The sequence below is a fragment of the Pseudomonas sp. LBUM1658 genome (genome assembly GCF_059716055.1).
This window is the reverse complement of the sequence record NZ_CP166798.1, coordinates 6,253,275-6,266,733: the sequence shown is the minus strand read 5'-3', so window position 1 is coordinate 6,266,733 and position 13,459 is coordinate 6,253,275. Positions and strand designations below refer to the sequence as shown.

Sequence of the window (13,459 nt, the reverse complement as noted above, 5' to 3'; positions counted from 1 at the left end):
ATAATAAAGCATGACCCGCTTGACGGCTAGCGCCGTCGGAGACCCTTGCAATGCCTGATCAAGATGTACGCTTGCAACACCTGAAAGTTTGGCTCGATGAGCAGTTGGCAATCCTCTATACCGCACAAGGCTGGGGCTCCGTGCCCCCGGCTACATTGACCGCGGCCAGCAGCGACGCGAGTTTCCGGCGGTACTTTCGCTGGGAGGGGGAGGGGCGCAGTTTCGTCGTGATGGATGCGCCGCCGCCCCAGGAAAACTGCAAGCCCTTCGTGGATATCGCTTTTTTACTGGCGACTTGCGGAATAAATGTGCCGAAAATTTACGCACAAGACCTGCCGCGTGGTTTTCTTTTGCTCAATGACCTGGGCAACAAGACCTATCTGGAGGTGATCGACAGCGAAAATGCCGATAATTTGTTCAAGGATGCGTTGCAGACATTGCTGGCCTTCCAGCAGTTGCCGATGGTCGCTCCTTTACCGAGTTATGACGTGGCATTGCTGCGCCGCGAGCTGGAACTCTTCCCTGAGTGGTACGTGGGGCGTGAGCTTGGAATCCAGTTTGACCAGAAGCAACTGGCGCTTTGGCAGCGGGTCAGCGATCGGCTGATCGACAGTGCCCTGGCCCAGCCCAAGGTGCTGGTGCATCGTGACTACATGCCGCGCAACCTGATGCTCAGCGAGCCAAACCCCGGCGTGCTGGACTTCCAGGACGCGGTCTACGGTCCGGTCACTTACGACGTGACCTGCCTGTTCAAGGATGCATTCCTCAGTTGGCCTGACGCTCGTGTGCAGGGCTGGCTGAAGGACTACTGGCACCAGGCTGCTAGCTTGGGCATCCCGGTGCAGGCGGATTTCGAAGACTTCCTGCGTGCCAGTGACCTGATGGGCGTGCAGCGTCATTTGAAAGTGATCGGGATCTTTGCCCGTATCTGCCATCGTGACGGCAAGCCGCGTTATCTCGGCGATGTACCGCGCTTCTTCGCCTACATCGAGGCCGTCGTGGCACGCCGGCCGGAGTTGGCCGAGTTGGCTGAGCTATTGAGCAGTCTTCGTCAGCCAGTCGAGGCCTCTGTATGAAGGCAATGATTCTGGCGGCAGGCAAGGGCGAGCGCATGCGGCCGCTGACGCTGACCACGCCCAAACCATTGATTCGTGCTGGCGGGGTGCCATTAATCGAGCACCACCTGCGGGCGTTGGCGGCGGCAGGGTTTACCGAGATTGTCATCAACCATGCCTGGCTCGGTCAGCAGATCGAGGACTACCTGGGTGATGGCGCGCAGTTCGGGTTAAGCATCCAGTATTCGCCGGAGGGCGAGCCGCTGGAGACTGGCGGCGGCATTTTTCGCGCGTTGCCACTGCTGGGTGAGGAGCCATTTCTGGTGGTCAACGGCGATATCTGGACCGACTACGATTTCTCGGCGCTGCGCCAACCGATCGCCGGCCTTGCCCATCTGGTAATGGTCGACAACCCGGCGCATCACCCGAACGGGGGCGATTTCTGCCTGCAGGACGGGCAGATTCGCGACGCCGAGCCGGGGGTGCAGTTGCTGACCTATAGCGGTATTTCGGTTCTGCATCCGAAGCTGTTCGCGACCAGCGTTGCCGCCCCTTTCAAGTTGGCGCCGCTGCTGCGCGAAGCCATGGCGCAAGGGCAGGTGACAGGTGAGCACATGCACGGCAGCTGGATCGATGTCGGCACGCTGGAGCGTCTGGCACAGGTCGAACAACTCCTGGAAGAGAGTCGCTGATATGTTATGGCCAGGGACTCTGATCGGAGCCGGAGCGGGCTTTCTTATAGCCAGCATTCCGGGGGCCATGCTCGGTGCATTGTTGGGGCAGGCACTGGACCGGCGTCTGCAGCTGCAGAGCTGGGCGCATCTGCGCGAACATTTGGGTGGGCGTGCGGCGCTGCGTAATGATGAGCTGTTATTTATCTTGTTGGGACGCTTGGCCAAGTGCGATGGGCAGGTGGTCGAGGGGCATATCCAGCAGGCTCGTCAGGAGATGCGTTCGCTGGAAATGAATACGGCTGCGCAGAAGCGTGCAATCGCTGCGTTCAATCGAGGCAAGTCCGGGCGTGATCGGTTGCGTGGCTATTTGCGGCACCTGAGCGCTCAGCCGCATGCGGCAGAGGGTGTGTTGCGCGCTTGTTGGCGGATGGTCTGGGCTGATGGTCGGGCCAGCAGCGCCGAGCGTGATCTGCTCAAACTATGGGGCAAATGGCTGGGCTGGACACCGCAGCAGGTGCAGATGCTGGCGAGTGAGTACGAGCCCCATAGAAAACCACTGGTTAACAGTGGCGGGGCTTATCAGGAGGCTTTGCGAGTGCTGGGCGTCTCGGCCACCAGTGAGCCGTCACAGATCAAGCGTGCTTACCGGCGCCTGCTCAGCCGCCATCACCCGGACAAGATTGCCGGCAGTGGGGCCAACCCGTCTCAGGTGCAGGAAGCGACCGTGAAGACTCGTGAGTTGCACAATGCGTATGCGTTGATTCGGCAGCGGCGGGATTTTCGCTAGCAGGCAAATTTTGCAGTTAAGAAAAGAAGCGCCGAACGCGAAACCTGTGGCGAGGGGGCTTGCCCCCGCTCGGCTGCGCAGCCGTCGTAAAGTCGGGGAGCGCGGTGTGCCTGATACAAGGGGTTTGCAGGTTTTAGGGCCGCTACGCGCCCCAGCGGGGGCAAGCCCCCTCGGCACAAGTGCTCACAAGACTCTAGATTTTCGTAAACTGACTGGCATGGGGGGCAAGCCCGCTCACACAGGGGATGATGCCGCTCTTGTGGGATAGGACCGGGGGGCGATCAGCTGCCGCTGTGCTGCGGGCTCAACCAGCCGCGAATGCGCCGAAACAGCTGCTCTTGTTCGGCAGCGCTGTTTCCGGGCAATGCATTCAAGGATATCTGGGTGAAGTTTGCGCTCTTCAAGCGTTTGCTCGCTTGCAGGCGTTGCAGGGCGGCTTCGCGCGTCGGTGCCTTGTCCTTATAGAAGAAGTCGGCGGTTGCCACTTTCAGGGTCGGCGTCAGTTCCGCCAGTTCCGGTTGGCCATTGAGCGGCTTTAGTGCGGCGACCATCACGAACTTCTCTATCTGCGAGGGTTGCTTCTCGCTCAGGTAGCGTGCCGCCCAATAAGCCCCCGTGCCATGGCCCAGCAGGACGATGCTGCGTGCGTTCTGCTGTTCGGCAAAGGCGATCGCCGCATCAATTCGGGCGAAGATCCGCTCGGCGTCAGCCTTGATTTGCTCTTCGGAAGTTTCGCTGACGGCACGATCCACGACGTCCGTCTCGCCGCCGGCCGCTTGTTCGATGGGTTTAGGCGCGGCAGTGCTGGCATCTTTGCTGCTAGTGTCCACAGGGGCTGGGGCAGGCGGGGCCTGGACAGTCCGTGGCTGGCTGGCGGCGCTTTGCAGGTCAGGCAAGCTAATACTCAGGCTGCCCCAGTTGGCATCCGGCAGTTTTCGCCGCAATGGGCTGATTGCTTGAGGCCAGTCAGCTGTTTCGCCTGCGCCAGGGATGATAATCACCGCACCGCGAGGTTCGCTGGTATTAGCCGGTTTCCAGAGCGCGAGGAAACCGTCGCTGCCGGCCAACAACTGCTGTTGCTCCTGCTGCGGGATCTGTCGCTCGAGAGCTGCGGCCTCTTCCTGGCTGCGCTCAAGCAACGGTTGGCGCTCCAGCGGCTGTTCTTCTGCGGTTTTTTCCGCAGCGGCGGGAGCCGGGTCGGCGGCCTCGACTGAAAACGCACAAGGCAGGATCAGCGACAGGCACAATGCAGGCAGTGCCGAGCGGTAGACAGGGGGCATTGGATTTTCCAGGCCAGAAGTGATTCCGGCAGCCTAATGGGTTGGTCAGTATTTGTCAGTGTGTGAGACTTCAGATGATGCGTTTTCGCTGCCTGTTGGTTATCGGCTGTTTTTGCCTGCCCTTGATGGCATGGGCGGCGCCTGCACCCCCCGTTCCTGTCGCGCAGTTGAATGCCGAACAGCGCCGCTGGCTCGAGCAACACCCCGAATTGCGTGTAGGGCTGGTGCTGCAAGCACCGTACGCCCAGTTCGATCGCCGCTTGCAGCGTTTGTCCGGGGCCAACGTCGAACTGATGCAATGGCTGGCCAAAGCCCTTCAGGTCGAGCTTAGCTGGCGCAACTTTGCCGACCAGGCGCAGTTGGAAGCCGCCGTGCGCAACGGCGAAGTCGACATCGCCCCAGGCCAGACTCAAACCCCTGCGGGGCTTAAGCTCTGGCAGTTTTCCGATCCCTATATGCGGGTTCCGCAATTGATCGTCAGTGCTCAGAAGGAGGCCGGTGCTGTTGAGCTGGAACAGCTCGATAGTCAGACCCGCGTCGCGGTGCGTATGCCCAGTACAGTTGCCGATTATCTGCGCAGTACCTACGGCAATCTCAATCTGCAAGGTGTCCCTCTGGAGCGCCAGGCGCTGCAGCTGCTGTTAAGTCAGCAGGCCCGATACGCGGTGGTTGATGAAGCGCAGCTCGGTCGCTTGTCCGCTGAGCCGGAATTTGCTGACCTGGTGGTGGCCGGTGATATCGGTCTGCCGCAATTGCTGCGGATCGCTACACGACGTGATTGGCCCGAGCTGGCAGGAATCGTTGAAAGGGCGCTGCATGCCATTGCGGCGAAGGATCTGGAGCAACTGCACAATCGCTGGCTGCAACCCAAGTATCCGCGCCTGGTCGAGTCACCGGGCTTTTGGCAGAACCTCTGTCTGTTGCTGGCGGTGTTGTTGTTCAGCTGCATGGCCATCGTCGCCTGGCAGCGTCGCCAGCAAAGCAGTCTTGAGCAGCGGTTGCTGGCAGCCAGAGAAGACATCGCCCAGCGTGAGGCCAGCGAAGAAGCTCTGCGCCTGATGCAGTTTTCCATTGATCAAAGCACGGTGGGCATCCTCTGGGTCAACTGGGATAGTCATGTCCGTTATGCTAATCGGGCCGCCGAAGCGATGCTCGGTTATGCCTCGGGTGGTGTCATTGACCGACCTTTGATCGACTTCGAACCTGGCTTGAACATGGACCGCTGGCTGACCCTGTGGAAGCGCGCCCGCGCCAGCGAGGAAGGACCACAGAGTTTTGAAACCGCCTGCGTTCGGGCCGACGGCAGTATTCTGCCCACCGACGTATCGCTGAGTTTTATGCGCTTTCGCGATGGTGAATATCTGGTGGTCTACCTCAACGATGTCACCGAGCGTCGTCGAGCCCTGGCCGCCTTGCAGGAAAGCGAGGCGCGCCTGCAAGGCATCGCCGCGAATGTCCCGGGGCTGGTGTTTCGTCTGGAACGAGCGCCGGTCACCGGGCAGATCGACTTTGCCTATATCAGTGAAGGCAGTGAAAGTCTGGTGGGGTATTCCCCGGCGACGCTTAGTCAGCGCGACAAAGGTTTGCGCAGCCTGGTCCACCCGGACGACAAGGCCAGTTATCACCAGACCCAGGATCAGGCCCTGGATACCGACAAAGACTGGTCCTGGCAAGGACGAATCGTGACCCGCCAGGGTGAGCAGCGCTGGGCTGAGATCAAAGCAATCACTCGGCGCCTGGAGGACGGCGCGGTGGTCTGGGACGGGATTGTCTGGGATATCAGCGAAAGCAAGCGTATCGAGCTGGAGTTGGCCAGTTCCCGCGAGCAACTGCGCGAGTTGTCCGCTCACCTGGAAAGCGTGCGGGAAGAGGAAAAGGCTCGTATCGCCCGGGAAGTTCACGATGAGCTGGGGCAGATGTTGACTGTGCTCAAGCTGGAAACCTCGATGTGCGAGCTGGCTTACGCGCAGCTTGATCCGGGCTTGAACGAGCGGCTCAACAGCATGAAACGACTGATCGCCCAGTTATTCCAATTGGTGCGCGATGTTGCTACGGCACTGCGTCCACCGATACTTGATGCGGGGATCGCTTCGGCCATCGAGTGGCAGGCGCGACGTTTCGAGGCGCGCACGCAGATCCCGTGCCTGGTACAGGTGCCGGAAAACCTGCCGGCCCTCAGCGACGCCAAGGCCATTGGTTTGTTCCGGATCCTGCAGGAGGCGCTGACCAATGTCATGCGCCATGCTCAGGCGCATACTGTCGAGCTTAGCCTGACCTTGGAAGGCGATGATTTATGCCTGACGGTCAGCGACGACGGTCAGGGCTTCGTCCCGACCACTGGCCGGTCGACTTCGTTTGGCGTGGTCGGCATGCGCGAGCGGGTGTTGATCATGGGCGGCAGTCTGTCGCTGGAAAGTGAACTGGGCGAAGGCACGACGTTGAGCGTGCGAGTGCCGCTGGATTAGGAGAGAGGCGTGATCCGTGTACTGGTAGCTGAAGACCACACCATCGTTCGCGAAGGCATCAAGCAGTTGATCGGTCTGGCCAAGGATTTGTTGGTGGTGGGCGAGGCGAGCAATGGCGAGCAGCTATTGGACGTCTTGCGACATATTCCCTGTGAAGTGGTGTTGCTGGATATCTCCATGCCCGGTGTCAACGGCCTGGAGGCGATCCCGCGGATTCGCGCGCTGAACAATCCTCCGGCGATTCTGGTGCTGTCGATGCACGACGAAGCGCAAATGGCCGCGCGAGCATTGAAGGTCGGCGCCGCCGGTTATGCCACCAAGGACAGCGATCCGGCGCTGCTGTTGACGGCGATCCGTAAAGTCGCGGCCGGGGGGCGTTATATCGACCCGGACCTGGCCGACCGGATGGTCTTCGAAGTCGGTCTGACCGATTCGCGGCCGTTGCACTCCTTGCTCTCGGAGCGTGAATTTTCGGTGTTCGAACGCCTGGCCCAGGGCGCGAACGTCAATGACATCGCCCAGCAACTGGCATTGAGCAGCAAGACCATCAGCACCCACAAAGCGCGACTGATGCAGAAACTCAACATCACGTCCTTGGCCGAATTAGTGAAATACGCGATGGAGCACAAGCTCCTCTGACACAACCCTGGTCCCTGTAGGCGCTGCCGCAGGCTGCGATCTTTTTCCCCCAGGCGCTGCAAAAGCAAGATCAAAAGATCGCAGCCTGCGGCAGCTCCTACGGGGGAAGTGCTGGCATATCCATTTGCGACATACCTGCCTACGCGCTTTGGCCTGTTCTTGAGGCTTGCCGCTTGAAACTTGCCCCTGCTCCTCTCCAATCCCGCCATCCTTGTAGGGCAATCCCTACCCCGAACCTTCCATCCGGCTTAGGCGAATCTCTCATACCTCCCGATTTGCTTGCTCCCCAGCCTCCACTAGGCTTAGTCCACGGCAGTCCAAAACAAAAGGTGTGGGTATGAGCGAGGTCAATTCAAGTGCTGGGGCCAATGATGTTCTGGTCAGCTTTCGTGGGGTACAAAAGAGCTACGACGGCGAGAACCTGATCGTCAAAGACCTCAACCTGGAGATTCGCAAAGGCGAATTCCTCACCCTGCTCGGGCCTTCCGGCTCCGGCAAGACCACCAGCCTGATGATGCTGGCGGGTTTCGAGACTCCGACTGCCGGCGAAATCCAGCTGGCCGGGCGCTCGATCAACAACGTACCGCCACACAAGCGTGACATCGGCATGGTGTTCCAGAACTATGCGCTGTTCCCGCACATGACTGTCTCCGAGAACCTGGCGTTCCCGTTGTCGGTGCGCGGCCTGAACAAGACCGACATCAGCGATCGGGTCAAGCGCGTGCTGAGCATGGTTCAGCTCGACGCCTTCGCCCAGCGTTATCCGGCCCAGCTTTCCGGTGGTCAGCAACAGCGTGTGGCCCTTGCCCGGGCGCTGGTGTTCGAACCGCAACTGGTGCTGATGGATGAACCCCTCGGTGCCCTCGATAAACAGCTGCGTGAACACATGCAGATGGAGATCAAGCACCTGCATCAACGCCTGGGTTTGACGGTGGTCTACGTGACCCATGACCAGGGCGAAGCGCTGACCATGTCCGACCGGGTGGCGGTGTTCCATCAGGGCGAGATCCAGCAGATCGCCGCTCCGCGCACCCTCTACGAAGAACCGAAGAACACCTTCGTCGCCAACTTCATCGGCGAGAACAACCGTCTCAACGGGCGCTTGCACAGTCACACCGGCGACCGCTGCGTGGTCGAGTTGGGCCGGGGCGAGAAGGTCGAGGCATTGGCGGTGAATGTCGGCAAGACCGGCGAGCCGGTGACCCTGTCCATCCGTCCTGAGCGGGTGAGTCTTAACGGTTCCAGCGAATCCTGCGTTAACCGCTTCTCGGGCCGCGTGGAGGAGTTCATCTATCTGGGCGACCACGTCCGCGTCCGTATGGAAGTCTGCGGCAAAACCGATTTCTTTGTGAAACAACCGATCGCCGAGCTGGATCCGGCTCTGGCAGTCGGTGATGTGGTACCGCTTGGCTGGCAGGTCGAACACGTTCGCGCGCTCGACCCACTTCTAGAGGCGCATTGATCGCCCCCTTGCTTCACCAACACCAACCCTGCACGTGGAGAGAACAATAAATGTTGAGATCCCTGAAATTCACCGCTTTGACTCTGGGCCTGATGGGGGCGGCGCACGCGATGGCGGCGGGCCCGGACCTGACGGTGGTGTCCTTTGGCGGGGCGAACAAGGCGGCTCAGGTCAAAGCCTTCTACGCACCATGGGAAGCGGCGGGCAACGGCAAGATCGTCGCCGGTGAATACAACGGCGAGATGGCCAAGGTCAAAGCCATGGTCGACACCAAGAGCGTGTCCTGGGACCTGGTGGAAGTGGAATCGCCAGAACTCTCTCGCGGCTGTGACGAAGACATGTTCGAGCAACTCGACCCGGCCCTGTTCGGCAAATCCGAGGACTACGTCAAAGGCGCTATCCAGCCTTGCGGCGTGGGCTTCTTCGTGTGGTCGACCGTGCTGGCCTACAACGCCGACAAGCTGAAAAGCGCACCGGCCGGTTGGGTGGATTTCTGGGATACCAAGAAATTCCCGGGTAAACGTGGCCTGCGTAAAGGCGCCAAGTACACCCTGGAATTCGCCTTGATGGCTGACGGCGTTGCGCCAAAAGACGTTTACAAAGTGCTGGCCGGCAAGGACGGCCAGGATCGCGCCTTCAAGAAACTCGATGAGCTCAAGCCAAGCATTCAATGGTGGGAAGCGGGCGCTCAACCGCCGCAGTATCTGGCTTCCGGCGACGTCGTGATGAGCTCGGCCTACAACGGCCGGATCGCTGCCGTGCAAAAAGAAAGCAACCTGAAGGTCGTGTGGAACGGCGGTATCTACGACTTCGATGCCTGGGCAATTCCAAGAGGCCTGGATAAAGCCCGCGCCGAAGCTGCGAAGAAATTCATCGCCTTCTCGGTTATGCCGCAGCAGCAGAAAACCTATTCGGAAAACATCGCTTACGGCCCGGCTAACACCCAAGCCGTTCCGCTGTTGACCAAAGAGGTTCTCAAAGACATGCCGACCACTCCGGAAAACATCGCCAACCAGGTGCAGATCGACGTCAGCTTCTGGGCTGACAACGGCGAGCAACTGGAGCAGCGCTTCAACTCGTGGGCGGCCAAGTAGGAGCTGCCGAAGGCTGCGATCTTTTGATCTTGCTTTAGATCCTCGGCGCTCACAAGGCCGTCAAAAGATCGCAGGCTACGCCAGCTCCTACGGGATGTGTGTTTTAAACATAAACAGAGGCGGCCTTCCGGTTATGGGATGCCGCCCTCTGTAACGATCAAAGATTTCCGGAGTTCGCTATGGCCATCACCGTTCCCTTGAACGAGGTCACCAGCCCCACCTTGAAGCAGCGACTGGCGCACGCCGAGCGGCTCAACCGCTGGAAGGCACAAGCCTTGATCGCGCCCTTGGTGCTGTTTCTGTTGCTGGTGTTCCTGGTGCCGATCGTGGCGCTGCTCTACAAAAGCGTCTCTAACCCGGAAGTGGTCGGCGGCATGCCGCGTACCGTTGCAGCTGTAGCTGCCTGGGATGGTCGAGGCCTGCCGGGCGAGCCGGTGTACAAGGCCGCCAGCGAAGACCTGGCCGAAGCCCGCAAGAATCAAACCTTGGGCGATCTGTCCAAGCGCCTGAACATGGAGTTGGCCGGCTATCGCAGCCTGCTGACCAAAACCGCACGAGCGCTGCCGTTCCAGACCGAACCAGCCTCATATAAAGAAGCGATGGAGAGTCTCGATGAGCGTTGGGGCGACCCGGCGTACTGGCAGGTGATCCGCCGCAACACCAGCAACCTGACCCCCTATTACCTGCTGGCAGCCGTGGACCACCGTATCGACGACCTGGGTGAAATCGCCCCGGCCACGCCCGACCAGGCAATTTACCTCGATATTTTCGCCCGCACTTTTTGGATGGGCCTGATCATCACCGCGATTTGCCTGGTGCTGGCTTATCCGTTGGCGTATCTGCTGGCCAACCTGCCGTCTCGGCAAAGTAACCTGCTGATGATTCTGGTGCTGCTGCCGTTCTGGACCTCGATTCTGGTGCGGGTGGCTGCGTGGATTGTCTTGCTGCAATCGGGCGGCTTGATCAACAGCGGCCTGATGGCCATGGGCATCATTGATAAACCGCTGGAGCTGGTGTTCAACCGGGCCGGGGTCTACATCTCGATGGTGCACATCCTCCTGCCGTTCATGATTCTGCCGATCTACAGCGTGATGAAAGGTATCTCGCCGACTTATATGCGGGCGGCGATTTCCCTCGGTTGCCATCCGTTTGCCAGCTTCTGGCGGGTGTACTTCCCGCAGACCTACGCCGGTGTCGGCGCCGGTTGCCTGTTGGTGTTCATTCTGGCAATCGGTTACTACATCACCCCGGCGCTGCTCGGCAGCCCGAACGATCAGATGGTCAGTTACTTCGTCGCCTTCTACACCAACACCAGTATCAACTGGGGTATGGCGACTGCGCTCGGTGGGCTGCTGCTGTTGGCGACCGTTGTGCTCTATCTGATTTACAACTGGCTGGTGGGCGCCAGCCGTCTGCGCTTGAGCTAAGGAGAGAATCGAAATGCTGAGCCCTTACATGTCGCCCGTTGAGCGGGTCTGGTTCTACAGCTTGCGTATTCTCTGCGGGCTGGTCCTGTTGTTCCTGATCCTGCCGGTGCTGGTGATCATTCCGTTGTCGTTCAACTCCGGCAGCTTCCTGGTCTACCCGCTGCAAGGTTTCTCGCTGCATTGGTACCAGGATTTCTTCGCCTCGGCGGAGTGGATGCGTGCCCTGAAGAACAGCATCATCGTCGCTCCGGCGGCGACCGTGCTGGCCATGGTGTTCGGCACGCTGGCGGCCATCGGCCTGACTCGTGGCGATTTCCGGGGCAAAGCGCTGGTGATGGCCTTGGTGATTTCGCCGATGGTGGTGCCGGTGGTGATCATTGGTGTGGCCAGCTACCTATTCTTCGCCCCGCTGGGGCTGGGCAACAGCTTCTTCTCGCTGATTGTGGTGCACGCCGTGCTGGGTGTGCCCTTCGTGATCATTACCGTGTCGGCAACCTTGCAGGGCTTCAACTACAACCTGGTGCGCGCGGCTGCCAGCCTTGGCGCATCGCCGCTGACCGCCTTCCGCCGGGTGACCTTGCCGTTGATCGCTCCAGGGGTGATCAGTGGTGCGCTGTTTGCTTTCGCGACCTCGTTCGATGAGGTGGTGGTCACGCTATTCCTCGCGGGCCCCGAACAAGCGACCTTGCCTCGGCAGATGTTCAGCGGTATCCGCGAGAACCTCAGCCCGACCATCGCCGCCGCCGCGACCCTGCTGATTGCCTTTTCGGTAATCCTGCTGCTGACCCTGGAATGGTTGCGTGGGCGTAGCGAGAAGCTGCGTACGGCGCAGGTCTGACGCGTAACGCAACACCTGTAGGAGCTGCCGGAGGCTGCGATCTTTTGATCTTTCGCTTGAAGTTCAAGTGAGTTCAAGAATAAAGATCGCAGCCTGCGGCAGCTCCTACGGTGTCCAGCCTCGCGCAGCCAATTAGAGTCCAATCATCGAGGTCTCAGTGCGCGCTGGAAAGCATGCGGTATACAATGCGCGCCATCGTGATTCTGCTCAAAAAAGGTGCGTCATGCAGCCCTTCGCTATTGCTCCGTCGATTCTCTCCGCCGACTTCGCCCGTCTGGGGGAGGAAGTGGACAACGTTCTCGCCGCTGGCGCCGATATCGTGCACTTCGATGTCATGGACAACCACTACGTGCCGAACCTGACCATCGGGCCGATGGTCTGCTCTGCGCTGCGCAAATACGGGATTACCGCGCCAATCGACGCGCACCTGATGGTCAGCCCGGTGGATCGCATCATCGGCGACTTCATTGAGGCCGGGGCGACGTACATCACCTTCCACCCGGAAGCCACGCTGCACGTCGACCGCTCCCTGCAAATGATTCGCGAAGGCGGTTGCAAGGCCGGTCTGGTGTTCAACCCGGCGACCCCGCTGGACGTGCTCAAGTATGTGATGGACAAAGTCGACATGATCCTGCTGATGAGCGTCAACCCGGGTTTTGGCGGGCAGAAATTCATCCCCGGGACCCTCGACAAACTGCGCGAAGTACGGGCGATGATCGATGCATCAGGACGCGATATTCGCCTGGAGATCGACGGAGGGGTCAACGTGAACAACATTCGTGAAATCGCTGCAGCAGGTGCTGACACCTTCGTCGCCGGCTCGGCGATCTTCAATGCGCCGAATTATAAAGAAGTGATTGAAAAGATGCGTTCCGAACTGGCGCTGGGTCGCCCATGAGTGGCTTTGAGCAGTTGTTCCCCGGGTGTCTGCCGCGGCTGGTAATGTTCGATCTGGATGGCACACTGGTCGATTCGGTCCCTGATCTGGCGGTGGCCGTGGATAACATGCTGCTCAAGCTCGGACGCCGGACCGCCGGTATTGAATCGGTGCGTGAATGGGTCGGCAACGGCGCGCCGGTGCTGGTTCGCCGCGCGCTGGCTGAAAACCTCGATCATTCCGGCGTAAACGATGCCGAAGCCGAGCAGGCTTTGGAGATCTTCATGGAAGCCTATGCGCAGAGCCATGGACTGACCGTGGTCTATCCCGGGGTGCGCGACACGCTGAAATGGTTGCACAAGCAGGGTGTGGAAATGGCCCTGATCACCAACAAACCCGAGCGGTTTGTCGCGCCCTTGCTGGATCAGATGAAGATCGGCCGTTATTTCCGCTGGATCATCGGCGGTGACACCCTGCCGCAGAAGAAACCCGATCCGGCAGCGCTGTTTTTCGTGATGAAAATGGCCAATGTGCCGGCATCCCAGTCGTTGTTCGTCGGCGATTCGCGCAGCGATGTGCTGGCGGCGAAAGCGGCGGGGGTGAAGTGTGTGGCACTCAGTTATGGCTACAACCACGGCCGACCGATAGCCGAAGAGTCGCCGGCCCTGGTTATCGATGACCTGCGCGCTCTAATTCCCGGTTGCCTGGATCTTGCCGCTGGGATAACGTTGGCCGACGTTGCTCAACCCCCTCCTAGAGATTCCATCGTGGTGGTCACTCGCAAGCTCTGGATGAAAGTCATCAAGGCCCTGGCCCGCTGGCGTTGGCGCGCCTGACTTGATTCTGGCCGGTTATCCGGCG

The 13,459-nt window shown here is 60.0% G+C and carries 12 protein-coding genes; 11 read left to right on the top strand and 1 reads right to left on the bottom strand.

Annotation, left to right across the window (positions count from 1 at the left end):
- Positions 1-50: 50 nt before the first annotated feature.
- From ACA064_RS28995 to ACA064_RS28985, 3 genes are read left to right on the top strand one after another with little or no spacing between them, the layout of a single operon-like run.
- Positions 51-1,076 carry an aminoglycoside phosphotransferase family protein gene (locus ACA064_RS28995; RefSeq protein ID WP_497671160.1) on the top strand — a complete coding sequence of 342 codons (1,026 nt, stop codon included), beginning with the start codon at positions 51-53 and terminating at the stop codon, positions 1,074-1,076.
- Complete coding sequence (gene murU, locus ACA064_RS28990) at positions 1,073-1,747, top strand: N-acetylmuramate alpha-1-phosphate uridylyltransferase MurU (protein ID WP_497671159.1); 675 nt, start codon at positions 1,073-1,075, stop codon at positions 1,745-1,747. Before ACA064_RS28995 ends, murU begins: the two co-directional genes overlap by 4 nt.
- Before the next feature lies 1 nt (position 1,748).
- Positions 1,749-2,516 carry a TerB family tellurite resistance protein gene (locus ACA064_RS28985; protein WP_497671158.1) on the top strand — a complete coding sequence of 256 codons (768 nt, stop codon included), beginning with the start codon at positions 1,749-1,751 and terminating at the stop codon, positions 2,514-2,516.
- A gap of 281 nt (positions 2,517-2,797) precedes the next feature.
- On the opposite strand, the gene ACA064_RS28980 is transcribed toward ACA064_RS28985, so the two are convergent.
- Positions 2,798-3,796 (bottom strand): alpha/beta hydrolase family protein, encoded by a 999-nt coding sequence (locus ACA064_RS28980; protein ID WP_497671157.1) that lies wholly within the window; start codon positions 3,794-3,796, stop codon positions 2,798-2,800.
- A 74-nt stretch (positions 3,797-3,870) separates the two neighbouring features.
- Between ACA064_RS28980 and ACA064_RS28975 the strand changes: the two genes are divergently transcribed.
- From ACA064_RS28975 to ACA064_RS28940, 8 genes are all read left to right on the top strand, one after another.
- On the top strand, positions 3,871-6,261 hold the full coding sequence (locus ACA064_RS28975; RefSeq protein ID WP_497671156.1) for a PAS domain-containing sensor histidine kinase: 2,391 nt from the start codon (positions 3,871-3,873) through the stop codon (positions 6,259-6,261).
- A 9-nt stretch (positions 6,262-6,270) separates the two neighbouring features.
- Positions 6,271-6,900: a response regulator gene (locus ACA064_RS28970; RefSeq protein WP_150640372.1), complete on the top strand. Its 630-nt coding sequence runs from the start codon at positions 6,271-6,273 to the stop codon at positions 6,898-6,900.
- A gap of 337 nt (positions 6,901-7,237) precedes the next feature.
- Positions 7,238-8,362: an ABC transporter ATP-binding protein gene (locus ACA064_RS28965; protein ID WP_497671155.1), complete on the top strand. Its 1,125-nt coding sequence runs from the start codon at positions 7,238-7,240 to the stop codon at positions 8,360-8,362.
- A 50-nt stretch (positions 8,363-8,412) separates the two neighbouring features.
- A complete protein-coding gene (locus tag ACA064_RS28960) occupies positions 8,413-9,456 on the top strand; it encodes an ABC transporter substrate-binding protein (protein ID WP_497671154.1) in 1,044 nt (347 codons plus the stop codon).
- Positions 9,457-9,635: 179 nt separating this feature from the next.
- Positions 9,636-10,883 carry an ABC transporter permease gene (locus ACA064_RS28955; protein ID WP_497671153.1) on the top strand — a complete coding sequence of 416 codons (1,248 nt, stop codon included), beginning with the start codon at positions 9,636-9,638 and terminating at the stop codon, positions 10,881-10,883.
- Positions 10,884-10,896: 13 nt separating this feature from the next.
- Entirely contained in the window at positions 10,897-11,721 is an 825-nt protein-coding gene (locus tag ACA064_RS28950) for an ABC transporter permease (protein ID WP_497671152.1), read from the top strand.
- A gap of 223 nt (positions 11,722-11,944) precedes the next feature.
- Positions 11,945-12,619, top strand: coding sequence for a ribulose-phosphate 3-epimerase (gene rpe / locus ACA064_RS28945; protein WP_497671151.1), 675 nt, complete (start codon positions 11,945-11,947; stop codon positions 12,617-12,619).
- On the top strand, positions 12,616-13,434 hold the full coding sequence (locus ACA064_RS28940; protein ID WP_497671150.1) for a phosphoglycolate phosphatase: 819 nt from the start codon (positions 12,616-12,618) through the stop codon (positions 13,432-13,434). The genes rpe and ACA064_RS28940 overlap by 4 nt, the downstream gene beginning before the upstream one ends.
- Positions 13,435-13,459: the final 25 nt, after the last annotated feature.